Annotated in this window: 18 protein-coding genes; 14 read left to right on the forward strand and 4 right to left on the reverse strand. The window is 44.7% G+C overall.

What is annotated here, in order from left to right; translation table 11 throughout:
• Positions 1 to 34 precede the first annotated feature (34 nt).
• The 9 genes from infA (at position 35) to carA (ending at position 6,020) form a co-directional block, all read left to right on the forward strand.
• The gene (gene infA, locus DF182_RS17525) at positions 35 to 253 is read left to right on the forward strand and encodes a translation initiation factor IF-1 (RefSeq protein ID WP_012789309.1); all 219 of its coding nucleotides are present in this window, start codon (positions 35 to 37) and stop codon (positions 251 to 253) included.
• 70 nt (positions 254 to 323) lie between these two features.
• A complete protein-coding gene (rpmJ, locus tag DF182_RS17530) occupies positions 324 to 440 on the forward strand; it encodes a 50S ribosomal protein L36 (RefSeq protein ID WP_073083232.1) in 117 nt (38 codons plus the stop codon).
• A 58-nt stretch (positions 441 to 498) separates the two neighbouring features.
• On the forward strand, positions 499 to 879 hold the full coding sequence (gene rpsM / locus DF182_RS17535; RefSeq protein ID WP_078666996.1) for a 30S ribosomal protein S13: 381 nt from the start codon (positions 499 to 501) through the stop codon (positions 877 to 879).
• 111 nt (positions 880 to 990) lie between these two features.
• Positions 991 to 1,392, forward strand: coding sequence for a 30S ribosomal protein S11 (rpsK, locus tag DF182_RS17540; protein WP_078666997.1), 402 nt, complete (start codon positions 991 to 993; stop codon positions 1,390 to 1,392).
• A 155-nt stretch (positions 1,393 to 1,547) separates the two neighbouring features.
• Positions 1,548 to 2,153 carry a 30S ribosomal protein S4 gene (gene rpsD / locus DF182_RS17545; RefSeq protein ID WP_113617143.1) on the forward strand — a complete coding sequence of 202 codons (606 nt, stop codon included), beginning with the start codon at positions 1,548 to 1,550 and terminating at the stop codon, positions 2,151 to 2,153.
• A gap of 67 nt (positions 2,154 to 2,220) precedes the next feature.
• Entirely contained in the window at positions 2,221 to 3,216 is a 996-nt protein-coding gene (locus DF182_RS17550) for a DNA-directed RNA polymerase subunit alpha (RefSeq protein WP_113617144.1), read from the forward strand.
• A 110-nt stretch (positions 3,217 to 3,326) separates the two neighbouring features.
• Positions 3,327 to 3,815, forward strand: a complete 489-nt coding sequence (gene rplQ / locus DF182_RS17555) for a 50S ribosomal protein L17 (protein ID WP_113617145.1) — start codon at positions 3,327 to 3,329, stop codon at positions 3,813 to 3,815.
• Positions 3,816 to 3,945: 130 nt separating this feature from the next.
• Complete coding sequence (locus tag DF182_RS17560; protein WP_113617146.1) at positions 3,946 to 4,770, forward strand: hypothetical protein; 825 nt, start codon at positions 3,946 to 3,948, stop codon at positions 4,768 to 4,770.
• Between the two features lie 137 nt (positions 4,771 to 4,907).
• Positions 4,908 to 6,020 (forward strand): glutamine-hydrolyzing carbamoyl-phosphate synthase small subunit, encoded by a 1,113-nt coding sequence (carA, locus tag DF182_RS17565; protein WP_113617147.1) that lies wholly within the window; start codon positions 4,908 to 4,910, stop codon positions 6,018 to 6,020.
• 692 nt (positions 6,021 to 6,712) lie between these two features.
• Here the strand turns inward: carA and DF182_RS17570 are convergent.
• Both DF182_RS17570 and DF182_RS17575 read right to left on the reverse strand, forming a co-directional pair.
• Entirely contained in the window at positions 6,713 to 7,912 is a 1,200-nt protein-coding gene (locus tag DF182_RS17570) for a pyridoxal phosphate-dependent aminotransferase (protein ID WP_113617148.1), read from the reverse strand.
• Positions 7,913 to 8,047: 135 nt separating this feature from the next.
• Positions 8,048 to 8,446: a DUF1573 domain-containing protein gene (locus DF182_RS17575; RefSeq protein WP_245957481.1), complete on the reverse strand. Its 399-nt coding sequence runs from the start codon at positions 8,444 to 8,446 to the stop codon at positions 8,048 to 8,050.
• A 195-nt stretch (positions 8,447 to 8,641) separates the two neighbouring features.
• Here DF182_RS17575 and DF182_RS17580 point away from each other — a divergent pair, with 195 nt between their 5' ends.
• The 3 genes from DF182_RS17580 (at position 8,642) to DF182_RS17590 (ending at position 13,211) form a co-directional block, all read left to right on the forward strand.
• On the forward strand, positions 8,642 to 11,044 hold the full coding sequence (locus DF182_RS17580) for an alpha-ketoacid dehydrogenase subunit alpha/beta (RefSeq protein WP_113617149.1): 2,403 nt from the start codon (positions 8,642 to 8,644) through the stop codon (positions 11,042 to 11,044).
• Between the two features lie 217 nt (positions 11,045 to 11,261).
• The gene (locus tag DF182_RS17585) at positions 11,262 to 12,227 is read left to right on the forward strand and encodes a D-2-hydroxyacid dehydrogenase (RefSeq protein WP_113617150.1); all 966 of its coding nucleotides are present in this window, start codon (positions 11,262 to 11,264) and stop codon (positions 12,225 to 12,227) included.
• Positions 12,228 to 12,482: 255 nt separating this feature from the next.
• Complete coding sequence (locus tag DF182_RS17590) at positions 12,483 to 13,211, forward strand: response regulator transcription factor (RefSeq protein WP_113617151.1); 729 nt, start codon at positions 12,483 to 12,485, stop codon at positions 13,209 to 13,211.
• A 76-nt stretch (positions 13,212 to 13,287) separates the two neighbouring features.
• Here the strand turns inward: DF182_RS17590 and DF182_RS17595 are convergent, their stop codons facing one another.
• A complete protein-coding gene (locus DF182_RS17595) occupies positions 13,288 to 13,998 on the reverse strand; it encodes a YebC/PmpR family DNA-binding transcriptional regulator (RefSeq protein ID WP_113617152.1) in 711 nt (236 codons plus the stop codon).
• Between the two features lie 190 nt (positions 13,999 to 14,188).
• A complete protein-coding gene (locus DF182_RS17600) occupies positions 14,189 to 15,640 on the reverse strand; it encodes an amino acid permease (protein WP_113617153.1) in 1,452 nt (483 codons plus the stop codon).
• A 209-nt stretch (positions 15,641 to 15,849) separates the two neighbouring features.
• Between DF182_RS17600 and DF182_RS17605 the strand changes: the two genes are divergently transcribed.
• Complete coding sequence (locus tag DF182_RS17605; protein ID WP_113617154.1) at positions 15,850 to 17,163, forward strand: dicarboxylate/amino acid:cation symporter; 1,314 nt, start codon at positions 15,850 to 15,852, stop codon at positions 17,161 to 17,163.
• Positions 17,164 to 17,209: 46 nt separating this feature from the next.
• The gene (locus DF182_RS17610; RefSeq protein WP_113617155.1) at positions 17,210 to 17,902 is read left to right on the forward strand and encodes a DedA family protein; all 693 of its coding nucleotides are present in this window, start codon (positions 17,210 to 17,212) and stop codon (positions 17,900 to 17,902) included.
• Positions 17,903 to 17,965: the final 63 nt, after the last annotated feature.

A 17,965-nucleotide genomic window follows, 5' to 3' on the forward strand; every position in this document is an offset into this window, starting at 1 on the left:
GATAAATGCTATCTTTGCAGTCCTAAAAATTTTTATGGCAAAACAGGCACTCATTAAACAGGATGGAATTATATTAGAAGCCTTGTCAAACGCTATGTTCCGTGTAAAACTGGAAAATGGGCACGAGATCCTGGCCACCATTTCTGGAAAGATGAGAATGCACTATATACGCATTCTGCCAGGAGATAAGGTGGGCGTGGAAATGAGCCCATACGATTTGTCAAGAGGCCGTATAATTTTCAGATACAAATAGGCGAGGAGCGGATTTGTGAAGTCAGGCAGAGTAATTAACAAAAAATATAACCTTTTATAAAATAATAATCATGAAGGTAAGAGCTGCAATCAAAAAAAGAAGTGCGGATTGTAAAATAGTTCGTAGAAAAGGTGTTCTGTTGGTGATCAACAAAAAGAACCCTCGCTTCAAACAACGCCAGGGTTAATAGTGCCCCGGACGGAATTTGATTTTTTAATCAGAATCATAAAATCTAAAATATAAATATGGCACGTATAGCCGGTATAGATCTTCCTAAAAATAAAAGAGGAGAAATTGGCCTCACCTATATCTTCGGTATAGGCCGTTCTACCGCCCAATATATCCTGAACAAGGCGGAAATTGATGTAAACAAGAAAGTGAAGGATTGGAATGACGATGACCAAGCTGCCATCCGTAACATTATCAACGGCGAGTTTAAGGTAGAAGGTCAGCTGCGTTCTGAAGTGCAAATGAATATCAAGCGTCTGCTGGATATCGCTTGCTACCGCGGTCTGCGTCACAGGAAAGGCTTACCGGTGAGAGGTCAGCGTACACGTACCAACAGCCGTACCCGCAAAGGTAAACGTAAGACAGTGGCTGGTAAGAAAAAAGCAACTAAGAAATAATAAATAATCCCAGGTTGAAATCCCAAATTCCAAACGTGGGGTTTGGTTTCAATATCAACATTGATCGGAAGATTTGGGATCTGGAATTTCATATTTGGAATTTAAATAACTATGGCAAAAGCAAATAATACAAAAACTGCTGCTAGTAAAAAAAGGGTAGTAAAAGTAGATAACTACGGAGACGTACACATCTCCGCCAGCTTTAACAACATTATTGTGAGCATCACCAACAAACATGGTCAGGTTATCTCCTGGTCTTCTGCTGGTAAAATGGGCTTCAGAGGTTCTAAAAAGAACACTCCGTACGCTGCTCAGCTGGCTGCGCAGGATGCCGCTAAAGTTGCTATGGACGCCGGTCTGAAAAGAGCAGATGTATTTGTAAAAGGCCCTGGAGCTGGTCGTGAAAGCGCTATCCGTGCTATCGCTAACTCCGGTATCGAAGTGAGCATGATTAAAGACGTTACGCCTTTACCTCACAACGGTTGCCGTCCTCCTAAGAAAAGAAGAGTATAGCTTTATATATTTACAGATTCCAGATACCGGGCTTCAATAGAAGTTGGGTATCTGGACTTTGTAATTTATATTTATAAATTGGGTGTATGATCAGGTTTTCAGATTTTTTGAAGAGCATACATCATTAACTAAAAAATCTAAAGTATATTTAAATCATGGCAAGGTACACAGGCCCAAAGACCAAAATTTCCAGAATTTTTGGCGAACCCATTTTAGGTAATGGTAAATATTTAGGTAAAAACAGCAACCCTCCGGGTCAGCACGGTGCTAACCGCAAACGTAAACAGTTAGGCGAATACGCAACACAGCTGAGAGAAAAACAAAAAGCGAAGTACACTTACGGTCTGCTGGAAAAACAATTCCGCAACCTGTTTGACGAAGCTACCCGTAGAAAAGGTGTTGCCGGTGAAGTATTGATCAAATTGCTGGAAGCACGTCTGGACAACACTGTTTTCCGTCTGGGCATCGCACCTTCCCGCCCTGCTGCCCGTCAGCTGGTTTCCCACAAACACATCACCGTTAACGGTATCGTGGTAAACACTCCTTCCTTCCAACTGAAACCAGGTGATGTAATCAGCCTGAAAAACAAAACTGCCAACAATTCCGCTCTGACCAGCGTTATTCGTGGTAAAAATCCTAAATTCAGCTGGCTGGACTGGAATGAGAAAGAAATGAAAGGCGTATTCATTGCTTATCCTGAGAGAGAGAGCGTTCCTGAGAATATCAAGGAACAACTGATTGTAGAATTGTACTCTAAGTAATAAATATTAGTCCATGGCTTATGCCATGGACTAACTTCATATTTAAACTAATAAATCTATCATATCAATGGCAATTTTAAATTTCCAGAAACCTGATAAGATCGTATTGCAGAAGTCTACCGACTTTGAAGCTCAATTCGAATTCCGTCCATTAGAACCAGGTTATGCTGTGACTGTCGGTAATGCGTTGCGTCGCGTACTGTTGTCTTCTTTGGAGGGCTATGCCATTGTGGGTATAAAAATTGAAGGTGCTGATCATGAGTTCGCTACACTGAGAGGTGTTACTGAAGACGTTACCGAGATCATCCTGAACCTCAAACAGGTTCGGTTTAAGAAGATCGCTGAAAACGATGTAGCAAACGAAAAGATCACGCTGTCCATCAAAGGGAAAACAGAATTCCGCGCAGACATGATCGAAAAAGCCACCAGCGCTTTCCAGATCATGAACCCTGAGCTGCTGCTCTGCACCCTGGACCCTTCTGCCAAACTGGATATCGAACTGACCATCGGCAAAGGCCGCGGTTACGTGCCAGCTGAGGAAAACAAACCCAAAGATGCAGTATTCGGCTACATCGCTATCGACTCTATCTTTACGCCAATCAAAAACGTAAAGTACAGCATAGAAAACACCCGTGTGGAACAAAAAACCGACTATGAGAAACTCATCATGGAAGTTATCACAGACGGTACCATTCACCCGGAAGAAGCAGTAAAACAAGCTTCCCGTATCCTCATCCAGCACCTGATGATCATCACCGATGAAAACATCAGCTTTGATACCAAAGACGCTGAAAAAGAAGATGTGGTAGATGAACAAACACTGCAACTGCGTAAGATACTGAAAACACCACTCGAAGATCTCGATCTGAGCGTACGTGCATTCAACTGTCTGAAAGCAGCTAAAATCAACTCTCTGAGCGAACTGGTACAGTACGAGCAGGAAGAACTGATGAAATTCAGAAACTTCGGTCAGAAATCCCTCAGCGAAATCGAACAAGTGCTGGGCGAAAGAGGCCTCCACTTCGGTATGGATCTGTCCAAACTGAAACTTGAAGAAGAATAATCGAACAATACCAGATGCCTTGCGGATGACAACCATTTGCAAGGCATCCTTTATTTTTAATAAGTACCTTACAATTCCTGACACGGTGTAAGGGTAAAACAAAAAATGTCATGCGTCACGGAGTTAAATTAAACAAATTAAGCAGAACAGCCTCTCACCGTAAAGCCCTGATGTCCAATCTGGCTTGCGAATTGATCAGCCACAAACGTATCACCACTACTCTCGCTAAGGCTAAAGCCCTGCGCGTTTATGTTGAGCCGCTGCTGACAAGAGGTAAATCCGATACTACTCACAACCGTAGGATCGTGTTCAGCTACCTGCAGGACAAAGAAGCTATCACTGAACTGTTCGGTACGATCAGCGAAAAAATAGCTAACCGTCCTGGTGGTTACACCCGTATCATTAAGCTGGGTAAACGTTTTGGGGATAATGCAGAAGTAGCCCTGATTGAGCTGGTTGATTTCAACGAAATCTACGGTGCTCCAACAGAAAAAGCTGCTGCTAAGAAAACCCGTCGTGCTGGTGGTGCCAAAAAGAAAGCTGACGCTGCTGGTGCAGAGAAAGCTGCTGATGCCACTGAAGAAAAATCAGCTGAGTAATTTTATATTACGATACAAAAAAGGACAAAGCATCGCTTTGTCCTTTTTTTATGTCTAAATAAATGTATTTATTTTGTAATATTATACCGCGTTTCCCACGGGAAAAGACCATAACCTAATCCATCTACCTATGAAATACCTGCAATGCGATACCTGTTCGCACACCAATGCCCTGAAATCTGAATACCTTACCTTTTGTGACAACTGCGGTAAAAAACTACCCAATACCTTCGCCGACTGGCGTAAAGCCCATCCACTGGGTTCTTTTTCTGAATATCAGCAATCGGTAGGCATCTCCATAAAAGAAAAAAAGCCCAACAAAACTGCCATCTGGCTCAAAAAACAGCTGCAGCCCGCCAACAAGGGAAAAGTCATTGTCTTTTTCTCTCTGGTACTGGTACTGCTGGCCACTGCCGGCACACTATTCGGTAAAAGGGCGGTGTTTACGTTACTGTACGCCAAAGTGCCTAAATCCTATCTGTATTCCAGCTGGCAAACTGCCACTATCGGCCGTCAGGCACTAGAAATAAGTACCCCTGTCAAACTATGGATACATGATCAGGCCCTGGCCCCGGAAATCGCTAAAGTGACCGAATATGCCAAAAGCTACCGGAATGAAGAGGGGGGAGGCATACAGATAACAGTAAACATGTACAGCTACTGGGAAAATGTGGCGAATAACCTGGAAAACGCAGAGGATGACACGCGGCGTACCACACAGCAGGACGACCTCTCCGATATCCACTCCAAATCTATACCGGTGCTGATTTCCGGTATGTCGGGCAAACTGGAGGAAGGTAATTACCTCTACAAAGGCGGGATCAGGCTGGCATTCCAGAACCTGGTAGTGGTAAAAGGGAAGAGTCGCTGGGAGATCCTGATCCGCTACCGCGACGATGATGCAGTGGCGCCTCAGGTCGCTCAAAGGGTACTTAAATCGTTAAAAATTAAATAAACGGTCAGTAAAGGCAAAAAAAATCTGCATTTAAACCTTGCATTTCATAACTTTGCACGGTTTTTTATCCGAACCTTCAGGGCCCATAGACCCTTGAAGGTTTTTTTTAAAATATAAAACAAGAACAGATACCAGAAATGCCTCAGACAAGAACCATCCAGCCTGCCATACTGTTGCTCGACGACGGTACGGTTTTTCAGGGAAAAGCTTTTGGGAAAATTGGCACTGCCGCCGGTGAGTTAGCTTTCAATACCGGTATGACGGGTTACCAGGAAGTGTTTACAGACCCTTCTTACAAAGGACAGGTACTTATCATGAACAACTGCTATATCGGCAACTACGGCACTAAGAAAGAGGACGTAGAGAGCGGCAGTGTGAAGATAAGTGGTCTGATTGCGAAAAATATCGCGTACAACTATTCCAGGAAAATGGCCGATGAATCCCTGGAGAAGTTCCTGACCGATAACAACCTGGTGGCCATCTATGATGTGGATACCCGTGCACTGGTATCACATATCCGTAGTAAAGGTGCTATGAACTGCATCATCTCTTCCGAAACCCTGGATGTGGAAAAACTGAAGGCTGAGCTGGCTAAGGTTCCTTCCATGGAAGGATTGGCTCTTTGCCAGGAAGTGACCACCAAAGAACCTTATACCGTAGGTGATCCCAACGCCGAAATCCGCATTGCGGTGATGGACAACGGTGTGAAGAGAAACATGCTGAAATGTTTATCTGAAAAAGGTGCTTATCTGAAAGTATTCCCTACCGACACCAAATTCGAGGTATGCGAAGAATTCAAACCCAACGCTTACTTTATCTCCAACGGTCCTGGTGATCCGGCTCCGCTGAAATATGCGGTAGAAACCGTAAAACAGATCCTGGCTGCTGAAAGGCCACTGTTTGGTATCTGTCTCGGACATCAGCTGCTGGCCCTGGCCAACGGTATCCCTACTTACAAAATGCACCACGGTCACCGCGGTCTGAACCATCCGGTGAAAAATCTCAAAACAGGTCTGTGCGAGATCACTACCCAGAACCACGGTTTTGCAGTGGACGCTGCTGCTGTTGCTGCCAGCGAACAGGTGGAAGTGACCCACATTAACCTGAACGATAATACCGTAGAAGGGATCCGTATCAAGAACAAACCAGCTTTCTCCGTACAATACCACCCGGAAAGCACACCTGGTCCGTTCGATTCCCGCTATCTGTTTGATGATTTCTTTGAAATGATCAAAGCCAATAAAAAATAAGGCAGATTTTTTTCTGAATAAGACTGTATATAACTGAGACGGTCCCGAGGAATCGGGACCGTTGCATTTTAAAATTCCACGTTATGAAAACAAACGAAAATACTATGCGATTAGGCATTAGCTTTTCCGCCGTTTTATTACATAACAATATTATAAAAAAAAGGTGTGTAATAGTGAATTAGCAGGATGAAAATTTTGGTTGACAAGACCAAAATGATGATTTTCGGCAGTTTTCAGGCAAAAATTGGTTAGTTAGGACAAAAAAATACGGCTCTGTGATCAGAGCCGTTTGCCTTTATAAATTCCACGTTATGAAAAACTGATACAAAAATACGATATTTTGCTAAAACGTTTTAGTAAGCTTTATACTTTTTACAGATTGCTGATAATTCTCTTGCTGTATTGTGGATTCAAAGTTCGCTCCAAAAAAACGTTTGTTGAAATTCTGCAGGTTAAATTTTTCTTAAACAAGTTTAGATCTTGCAATCTATCGTATATGTAAATATTTTTATTTTTGAATTTTTTCTGTTCTTTTTGTTATTCTGTATCAAATGTACAAAATAAAATATGAAAAAACCAAGAGTTCAATGTTAAAAAATCGTGTTTTATTGGACAAAAACAAATATTAAATTATTTATAATATATTTTGTTTTCAACCTTCACATTTCATAACTCCTGGTTTTTTCGAATAATTATTTGTTGGTACGGCCAGGATAAACTTCCAGTGCTTTTTCCAGGCAAACTATTGCATGACGAATATCGTCCTGATTCAATACATAAGCCAGCCGCACTTCCTGCTTACCCAGTCCTGGCGTAGCATAAAAGCCGGTTGCCGGAGATAACATCACCGTTTGTTTTTCATGTTCAAAGGATTCCAGCATCCATTGGCAGAACTTGTCGGAATCATCAATCGGCAAGCTGGCCATGGCATAAAATGCACCACCTGGATTAGGACAGAACACGCCAGGAATCGCATTCAGGCCAGCCACCAGTACATCACGACGACGCTGGTACTCAGCCTTAATACCATCGAAATAATCCAGTGGCAGATCCACAGCTGCTTCACCTGCAATTTGTGCAAAAGAAGGAGGGCTCAGTCTGGCCTGGGCAAATTTCATCGTTGCGTCCAGTACTGCCTGGTTCTTGGTAACAAAAGCTCCAATACGGCCACCACAGGCGCTATAACGCTTGGAAATAGTGTCCATCAGGATCACATTGTCATCCATGCCTTCCAGGTTCATCGCTGAAAAATGGGTGCCGGCATAACAGAATTCCCGGTAAGCCTCATCGGAGAACAGGAACAGGTTATGTTTCAGACACAGCTGTTTCAATACTTCCATCTCTTCCTGACTGTACAGATAGCCAGTAGGATTGTTAGGATTGCAAATCAATATTGCCTTCGTACGTGGCGTGATAGCCGCTTCAAAAGCAGACATGGCCGGTAAGGCAAAACCTGTTTCAATGCTGGCGGTAATGGTTTTGATCTTAATCTCCGCTTCTACGGCAAAACCATTATAGTTCGCATAAAAAGGCTCAGGAACGATTACCTCGTCTCCCGGATCCAGGCAAGCCATAAACGCAAACACAATCGCTTCGGAACCACCGGTGGTGACAATGATCTGGTTGTGGTTCAGGGAAATATTGAACCGATCGTAATAAGTCACCAGTTTACGGCGATAGCTCTCATTACCCGCGCTGTGGCTATATTCCAGAACCTTGAAATCAGTATGCCGTACAGCATCAAGGATAGGTTTCGGTGTCTCAATATCAGGTTGTCCGATATTCAGATGATATACCTTCACACCTCTTTTTTTGGCTGCTTCGGCGAAGGGAACAAGTTTTCTGATGGGAGATGGCGGCATTTGCACGCCTCTCTGGCTAATGGTAGGCATAAAATTGTTTTGATCTTTTGCCTTGCAAAGATAGGGAAGATAGGGGTTAGGCAGGGCAACAAAAGTGGGGCGTATAGCAATAAAAAAGGCTGCCTCTTATGAGACAGCCTCTTAAATATTGTGCTGACAATAAGACTAGTTATTGGCTACTGTACCAGTCAGGTGCAGTTCTTTGTCCTGGTCAACGCCTTTGAACTTCACCCAGATGGTTTTGTTCTGCTGGCCTAAACCGTTGGCACTGTAGTTAGCAGTGATTTTACCCTTTTTGCCTGGCAGGATAGGCTCCTGAGTCCATTTAGGTGTAGTGCAGCCGCAGCTTGCGCGAGCAGCTTCAATCAAAATTGGTTCTTTTGAGATGTTAGTGAACTCGAAATCAACAGTTACTGGTTTGTTTAAAGCTGTTTTTCCGAAGTCCACAGTTTCTTTGGCAAATTTAACTTTTGTATCTGCCGGATTTGTCTGTGACTGTGCCCACAAAGCTGTAGTAATCAACAAGCTGGCGAATAGGGACAAGATGAATTTTTTCATTTTCATATGATGGTTTTAGCACAACTGGTTAAAAAATATAAATTTCTTTTTGACCAGAAACAAATTTACGGCCAAAAAGTAATAGTAACCTTGTAATTTATTAAAATGTTATTAAAAAAAATCAGATTATTTTAAATGGGGTATGGCTTGTGATTTTTCAACTGTATAATTAACCTTACTTTTGTGCTTTAACCAATAGGCATGATAGAAAATAAAGCACTATCTATGAATATAGAAAGCCGGTTGTCATTCGAAGAGTTCCGTAAGGAAGTGTTAAATGACTACAGGTTGGCCTGTGTAAGCAGGGAAGTTAGTTTGCTGGCCCGCAGAGAAGTTCTCACGGGTAAGGCTAAATTTGGCATTTTCGGGGATGGTAAGGAAGTGGCGCAGGTGGCGATGTCCAAATACTTCAAGCCTGGCGACTTCCGCTCCGGTTATTACCGCGACCAGACTGTTGCGTTTGCCACTGGTATCGCTACTCCCGAACAATTCTTTTCCCAGTTATACGCTGATCCTGATCAACAGCACGATCCTTTTTCCGGTGGCCGGCAAATGAACTCACATTTCGCTACGCCCAACCTCGATAAGGATGGTACCTGGCTCAATCTCGCGGACATGAAAAACTCCGCTGCAGACATGGCGCCTACTGCCGGGCAGATGCCCCGCTCCGTAGGTCTGGCCTATGCTTCCAAAATGTTCCGTGAAGTGGAAGCGCTCCATGATCTCAAACAGCTCTCCGATAACGGTAACGAAATCTGTTTCGCTACTATCGGTGACGCCTCTACCTCCGAAGGCCATTTCTGGGAATCCATGAATGCTGCGGGTGTATTGCAGGTGCCACTGGCTGTATTTGTATGGGATGATGGTTATGGTATCTCCGTACCGCGTAAATACCAAACCACCAAAAACTCCATCAGTGTAGCACTGGAAGGTTTCCGGAAAACAGATGGCACCAATGGTTTTGATATCTACAATGTAAAAGGCTGGGATTACGCCGGTATGTGTGAAGTGTTTGAAGCGGCCATCCGCAAAATACGCGAAACACATGTGCCCGCCCTCTTCCATGTGGAAGAGATCACGCAGCCGCAGGGCCACTCCACCAGCGGTTCCCACGAGCGTTACAAAAGCAAGGAACGCTTGTCCTGGGAGAAGGATTTTGACTGTAATCTCAAAATGAGATCATGGATCCTTGAAAACGCTTTGTGTGATGAGGAAACACTGGTGAATATTGAAGCAGAAGCCAAAACTACTTCACAGGATGCCCGTAAGGCCGCCTGGGAAAAATATATCACCCCTATCAAAGCGGAAGTACAGCATTTTATAGCACTGGCCACTCCGGTTGCCGATGTTGCAGGTGCCAACGCTGAACTGGTATCTCAGCAGGTGCGTGAGTTGCAGGCCAACCGCGAACCGCAGCGCAGGGATATCCTGAAAGCCGCTTCCATCATCCTGGTAAAACACAAAGCACTGAAAGCAGATCCTGTTGTGCAGGCTTTGCAACAGTATTACAATAACTATCTCCAGGCAGAAAAAGAAAACTACAATTCCTACCTGCACGCTACAGGTGCTAATTCCATACTGAACGTGCCAGTAGTGCCGGCGGCCTACAACGAAGACGCCATCACACTGAACGGGTATGAAGTGCTCAATAAATATTTCGACCAGCTGATCTCCAACAACCCGAAAGTATTTGCTTTTGGTGAAGATGTGGGTAAGATCGGTGACGTAAACCAGGCCTTTGCCGGTTTACAGCAGAAACACGGATCTCTGCGTATAACCGATACCGGTATACGTGAACTTACCATCATGGGACAGGGCATTGGCATGGCCCTCCGCGGACTGCGCCCGATAGCCGAAATTCAGTATCTCGACTATCTGCTGTACGGACTGCAGCCGCTCAGCGATGATGTAGCTTCCCTGCAGTATCGTACCAAAGGTATTCAGCATTGCCCCATCATCGTGCGTACCCGTGGGCATCGCCTGGAAGGTATCTGGCATAGTGGTTCACCGATGGGCATGATCATCAACTCTCTCAGAGGTATGAACGTATGCGTGCCCCGCAACATGGTGCAGGCAGCCGGTATGTACAATACCTTGCTGCAGGCCAACGAGCCGGCACTGGTGATCGAATCACTCAACGGTTACCGGCTGAAGGAAAAACTGCCTTCCAACCTGGAAACCTTTACCGTACCGCTGGGCATACCGGAAGTACTGAAAGAAGGTGCCGATGTAACCCTGGTGACCTATGGCTCCATGACCCGTATCGTGGAGGAAGCCATTGTAACACTGGAAGAAATGGGTATCTCCTGCGAACTGATAGATGTGCAGACCTTACTGCCTTTTGATATTCATCACAGTATTGTGAAATCACTGCAGAAAACCAACCGTATCGCCTTTATTGATGAAGACGTACCGGGAGGTGGCACTGCCTTTATGTTCCAGCAGGTAATGGAACAACAGGGTGGCTACCGTTGGCTGGATGTGGCGCCTCGTACGCTGAGTGCGCAAGCTCACCGTCCTGCTTATGGTTCTGACGGCGATTATTTCTCCAAACCTAATACAGAAGACGTAGTGAAGATGGTGATGGAGATGATGGAAGAATAGTTTCTTATCTGACTAAAATAGGCGAAGCCACCGTAAATGCATCAATCTGCATATGCGGTGGCTTCTGTTTTAAAATTAAGCAGTTATTGCAAGCTTAGTAGGTTCATTCATTATGACGCAGCAAAGGTGTGGTTTTTTTCAACAGTGCAGAAGGGGAGCAGGCTGAGTTAATAATTATTTAATTCATCATGTATATTTAGCAATCAAACAGAAGAATATGAAAAACATCGTTGTACTGGACGGATATGCATTAAATCCGGGAGACCTGGACTGGGCTCCACTGAAAGCGCTGGGCAATGTTACGATATACGACCGGACGCCGGAAAGTGAGGTGGCAGCAAGGGCGCAGGGAGCGCATATCCTGCTGACCAACAAGGCTATTATCAGCGCGGATACGATCAACAGTCTGCCATCCCTGGAGTACATCGGGGTGATGGCTACGGGCTACAATGTGGTAGATATCGCAGCGGCTACAGCCCGTAAGATACCGGTTACCAATGTTCCCGCTTACAGTACTGCTTCAGTGGCGCAGCTTACCTTTGCCCTGATACTTGAATTATGCCATCACACTGGTTTGCATGCAGAGAGTGTGAGGGCCGGAGAATGGAGCAGCAGTGTGGACTTTAGCTATTGGAAAACACCCCTGACAGAACTGCAGGGCCGTACCTTGGGTATTATAGGGTTTGGTCAGATAGGGCAGGCGGTTGCGAGGATAGCACTGGCTTTTGGGATGAAGGTGATTGCCAGTCACCGGCATCCGGAGCGTGACCGGATGGAGGGTGTAGCCTTTGTAGACCAGGCCACCTGTTTCCGGGAAGCAGATATTGTGTCGCTGCATTGTCCGCTGAATCAGGAGAACCGGGAGTTTGTGAATGCTGCGTTGTTGCGGACGATGAAGAAGACGGCTTTTCTGATTAATACCAGCCGGGGGCCGTTGATTCAGGAAGCAGACCTGGCGTTGGCTTTACAGGAAGGTGTGATAGCTGGTGCCGGATTAGATGTGTTGTCTGTTGAACCACCTGCGGCTGATAATCCGTTGGTGAAGGCGCCAGGTACGATTATTACGCCGCATATAGCATGGGCTACACTGGAGGCGAGGGGTCGGTTACTGCGGGTGGCTATCGGGAATGTAGAAAGTTTTTTGAATGGTGTGTGTCAAAATAATATCAATAAAATACAATAAAATATTATTGTATGAAATTTAGCATGTGTTTATAGTTTTTACTATTTCCCTTATAAATAACTGTTATTTTTAGTTTGATGAATGAATACACTGAACTGTTTTCTGAAACTGAACAGAATGATAACCTGTATTAGTATAATTTTGAAAACGTACATTTTACCCTTATTGATTTAAAATATATAAAAATAGTACGGTACCTTCTTCGGTCGACCGCGTTTCTAATTCAGGAAGTCACTTTCAAAATTCAACCGAAATATGAAATCACGTATTCTTTTGGTAGAGGACGATGAATTTTTTGCAAAAGTGCTCAAGCGCCAGCTGGAGCGTGCCAATTTTGAAGTTACGCATGCTGTAGATGGGCAGGCCGGTTGGGAGAAGTTTCAGGAAACGATCTTTGATCTGTGTATTCTGGATGTAGTCATGCCAAGGAAGGATGGGTTTACACTGGCCGGAGAGATCCGTGCGATGGATTTCAACATTCCTATTGTATTTACATCTTCCCGTTATATGGAGCAGGACAGGTTGCAGGGGTTTGATATAGGGGCGGATGATTACCTGGTAAAACCCTTTAATACGGATGAACTGATCAGCCGTATTAAAGTTTACATTAAACGCAGCCGTCTGCTTCGGAGTGAGAAGCGGATTGTTTATACTGTCGGTAACCTCATATTTGACTATTCCCAGCTTCAGCTGCGGCATAAAGACAATGAGGTAGACAACCACGTCCGGATCGCACCCAAGGAGGCGGAACTACTGCGCTATCTGTGTGAAAACTCTAATAAAAAGCTCAAACGGGAACATATCCTCGCCAGTGTCTGGGGTCAGGACGGCTATCTGGCACAACGGGTGATGGACGTATACCTGAGTCGTTTACGCAGGCATATTGCCATGGACCCGTCTATCAGGATTGAAACCTTCCATGGAAAAGGTCTTATGCTGGTCATCAATGAGATGGACCGCACTCACATCATTGCGAAAGCCTGAGGGCTTATTGTTTATTAAACCTGATAAAAAAAACGTCCCGGTGTATGCCGGGACGTTTTTTTATAGAGAAAAGTCATTATTTCAGATTGTAGAAAACCTGCTGTACGTCGTCGTCCTGTTCCAGACGATCTACCAGTTCCAGTACTTCTTTGGCTTGTTCTTCGCTCAGTTCCACGGTAGTGGTAGGGATACGTTTCAGCTCTGAGCTGATCACTTCCAGGCCTTTGTCTTCCAGTGCTTTGGCCATATTACCGAATTCGGTGAATGCTGCACGGATGATGATATTGCCTTCGCTGTCTTCTCCGATTTCTTCCAGACCGAAATCAATCAGTTCCAGTTCCAGTTCTTCGAGGTTCTGGCCGGCATTTTTTACTTTAAACTCACCTACACGGTTAAAAAGGAAACCTACGGAACCACTGTTACCGAGGCTGCCTCCACCTTTGGTAAAGTGCATACGCAGGTTGGCCACAGTACGGGTAGTATTGTCAGTAGCAGTATCGATGATTACTGCCACACCATGAGGGGCATAACCTTCGTATACAACTTCTTCGTAATCAGTCTTGTCTTTACCTTGTGCACGCTTAATAGCTGCGTCCACACGGTCTTTAGGCATGTTTACGCTTTTGGCGTTGAGTATGCAACGACGGAGAGCGGGGTTGTTGTCCGGATCAGGGCCGCTGGCTTTAACAGCAATGGCGATCTCTTTTCCGATTCTTGAAAATGCTTTTGCCATCTTGTCCCAACGGGCAAACATGGTTGACTTTCTTACTTCAAATATCCTTCCCATAATGGGTTATAAATTAATTATTTGTGAATGATAAACAATTGGAAGTATTTACCCCAAAAGGCTACTAAAGATGCAAATTTAGAGAACTTTCGGGGAAAATAGAGCCTCTTTATAACAGAAAACCGCCCGGGACGAGCCTGAGCGGTTTTCTGTTTATATTCTTTTATAGTTTTAGAGCAGCACCAGCAGCCTATTCACCGCGTTGGCCGATCTTACTGTTTTTCTTGCTATAGGTGAAATAGATGATGAAACCGAGTCCCATCCAGATCGCCAGCCTTAACCAGGTATCCCAGGGCAGTGCACCCATCATGATCACACAAATGATGATGCCCATGATTGGAACGAAAGGCACCAGCGGAGTTTTGAATGGTCTTACTGCATCCGGCTGTTTTTTGCGCATGATGATAATACCGATACATACCAGTACAAAGGCAAACAGGGTACCGATGCTCACCATTTCTCCCACTACATGCACAGGCACAAAAGCGGAGAAGAGGCTTACAAACACCATGAACAGCAGGTTGGATTTGTAAGGAGTACGGTATTTAGGATGTACCTGGGAGAATGTTTTAGGCAATAAACCATCTTGGGACATGGAGTAAAACACGCGGGACTGTCCCATCAGCATCACCAGGATTACGGAAGTGTAACCCGCGATGATAGCGAGGATGATAGCTTGTTGCAGCCAGCCGTACGGAGTTTTCGCAATGGCGATAGCTACCGGAGCTGCGCTGTCTTTAAATTCCTTGTAGTTGGCGAGGCCAGTCATCACATGCGAAAACAGCACGTATAAAATGGTACAGATGGCCAGAGAGCCCAGGATGCCGATCGGCATGTCTTTCTGCGGCTTTTTGGCTTCCTGTGCTGCGGTAGATACAGCATCAAAACCGATAAAGGCAAAGAACACCACAGCCGCACCACGCAATACACCAGAGATACCGAAGTGGCCAAAGCCTTCATTGGCAGGGATGTAAGGGTCGTAGTTAGCCGGGTTTATATGGCTCCAGCCCACTGCGATAAATACCAGTACCACCGCTACTTTCAGCGCTACGAGCAGGGCGTTGGTAAAGGCGGATTCTTTGGTACCGCGTATCAGCAGCATGGATAAGCATATCACAATGAAGATAGCAGGCAGGTTCAGCCAACCATGTACAGTAGTACCATCCATCATGGTGATGGTTTCAAAGGGAGAGGCTGTTAGCTGGGCCGGTAGATGGATATTAAAGTGGTGAAGGAATTTCACCAGATACTGTGACCAGCTGATGGCTACGGTAGCTGCGCCCAGTGCATATTCCAGTACCAGGTCCCATCCGATGATCCAGGCCATAAATTCGCCCATAGTGGCATAGGAGTACGTATAGGCACTACCTGCGATAGGGATCATGGAAGCAAATTCGGCATAGCATAAACCTGCAAAAGCGCAACCAATGGCGCCTATGAGGAAAGAGATCGTTACAGCTGGTCCTGAGTTATTGGCTGCAGCCAGACCGGTGAGGGAAAACAGCCCCGCACCAATGATGGCGCCAATACCCAATGCAATCAGGTTGGTAGCTGATAATGTCCGCTTTAATCCTTTTTCCGACTCGCTCGCTTCATTTAGAAGTTGGTTTAAAGATTTTGTTCTGGAAAATAAAAGACCCATACAAAAGAAAAGTTGTGGTTGATGTTTTTAAGGTAGTTTAGTTCTGTTGTGTTGTAAGTCGATCGTCAAATATAACATCTAAAATCTATAACCCTTACTTTTATTTTGCCCGGAAAAGGCTTATTTGTAGCGGCAGAACCTTATTTTTGGGAAATTTTCCGGTTACAACAATTATTAAATTTTTTAAAAAAGAAAAATCCTGGCGTCGCATGAAGAAATCATCGAATCGGCTGACATTGTTCATTTTTATCGCCATGTTGGTTGGTATTGGTACTGGTTATGCTGTTTATTCCATTTATAGCGTTCCCGCTGCTGATCTCTTAAAGAAAGGTGTGATCCTCCCTGGCGGCGAAGGAGATACTCCTCAGATCTTTGCTGATCGGATTTCTATTCTTACAGATATTTTCCTGCGCCTTGTAAAAATGATCATTGCTCCCCTGGTATTTTCTACACTGGTAGTGGGCGTGGCTAAAATGGGTGATATCAAAGCGGTTGGACGTATAGGCGGTAAAACCATGCTGTGGTTTATCAGTGCAACCTTTGTATCATTGTTTTTGGGTTTGATACTGGTAAATTTAATGAAACCGGGAGTGTCACTCAACCTACCGTTACCTGATACTCACGCTGCTTCCGGCGTTGCCAAGGCGGATATGTCGCTCAAAGGATTTTTCCATCACGTGGTACCCGACAGTGTGATCGATGCGATGGCTAAAAATGAGATCCTGCAGATCGTAATATTTGCACTTTTCTTTGGTATTGCAGCTGCTGCTGTTGGAGAAAAGGCGCAACCGGTGGTAAAACTGATGGACAGCGTAGCGCATATTATGCTGAAAGTGACCGGTTTTGTGATGAACTTCGCCCCTTTTGCCGTATTCGGTGCAATGGCGGCCATTATCGCTACAAAAGGACTGGCAGTATTAATGGTGTATGGTAAGTTCATCATACAATTTTATGCAGGTCTTTTCAGTTTATGGATAGTACTGGCTTTTGTTGGATGGATTATTCTTGGTAAACGGGTATTCCGGTTACTGGGTGGTATTAAAGATCCGCTGTTGCTGGCTTTTGGTACTGCCAGCAGTGAAGCAGCCTATCCCCGCACCATGGCAGAACTGGAGCGGTTCGGTTGTGATAACCGTATTGTAAGTTTTGTATTACCCCTGGGCTATTCCTTTAACCTGGACGGTTCCATGATGTATATGACATTCGCCAGCCTGTTTATTGCACAGGCTTATGGCATGCACCTGAGTATCGAACAGCAGATCACTATGCTGCTGGTGCTGATGATCACTAGTAAAGGTATTGCTGGTGTCCCCCGTGCTTCTCTGGTAGTGATTGCCGGTACCCTGTCGATGTTCCATATTCCGGAAGCGGGGCTGTTGTTGTTACTGGGCGTGGATCACCTGCTGGATATGGGCCGTTCTGCTACTAACGTAATTGGTAATGCCATGGCCACTGCCGTGGTATCTAAATGGGAGAATAAGCTGGGAGAAAGCGATGTTACGGATGTGTTAGTTAACAAATAGATAACAGTTTTATTCTTAATTTACGGATTCTGAAAGATTTATAAGCATGGACCAGATTTTAGAGTTTTTTAAACACCTCATTAATCCCTCGTGGATTATTGAACACGGTGGCCTGTACCTGTTACTGGCGATTATTTTTGCGGAAACCGGTTTATTTATTGGTTTTTTCCTTCCCGGCGATTCCCTGCTGTTTGTAGCAGGTATTTATAGTGAAGATCTCTGCCGGAGTTTTCATGACATGCCATTTTTTGTGGTAATGCTGATGATTGCACTGGCTGGTGTGTTGGGCAACATGGTAGGCTTCTGGTTCGGTCAGAAATCCGGTCCGTTATTATTTAAGAAAAAAGATACTTTCTTCTTTAAGAAAAAACACCTGCACCAGGCGCATGACTTCTTCGTGAAGTATGGTGGCGGCGCCATCTTCCTGGCCCGTTTCCTGCCTATCATCCGTACGTTTGCTCCTATTGTGGCCGGTATCGTGCAGATGGAAAAAAAGAAATTCATGTTGTTTAATATAATTGGTTCCTTCTCCTGGGTATTTTCCATGATGCTGGCAGGCCATTATCTTGACAAACTGTTCCCAACTCTTAAAAATCATCTGGAGCTGATTATTCTGGTGATTATTCTTGTTACCACATTGCCGGTTATAATAAAGCTTGTCTCCGGTAAGGTCAAACATCCGATTGATCACGACCCCAACAAATCGGAAGTCACCAGTGCATCAGATACGACTTTATAAAAAATTTTAAAAAATGGGCTACAATTAGCCCATTTTTTTTATTTTGAGCGTTATTTATTTTAT

This window comes from Chitinophaga flava (assembly GCF_003308995.1).
In the GTDB taxonomy this organism is placed as follows: Bacteria; Bacteroidota; Bacteroidia; order Chitinophagales; family Chitinophagaceae; genus Chitinophaga; species Chitinophaga flava.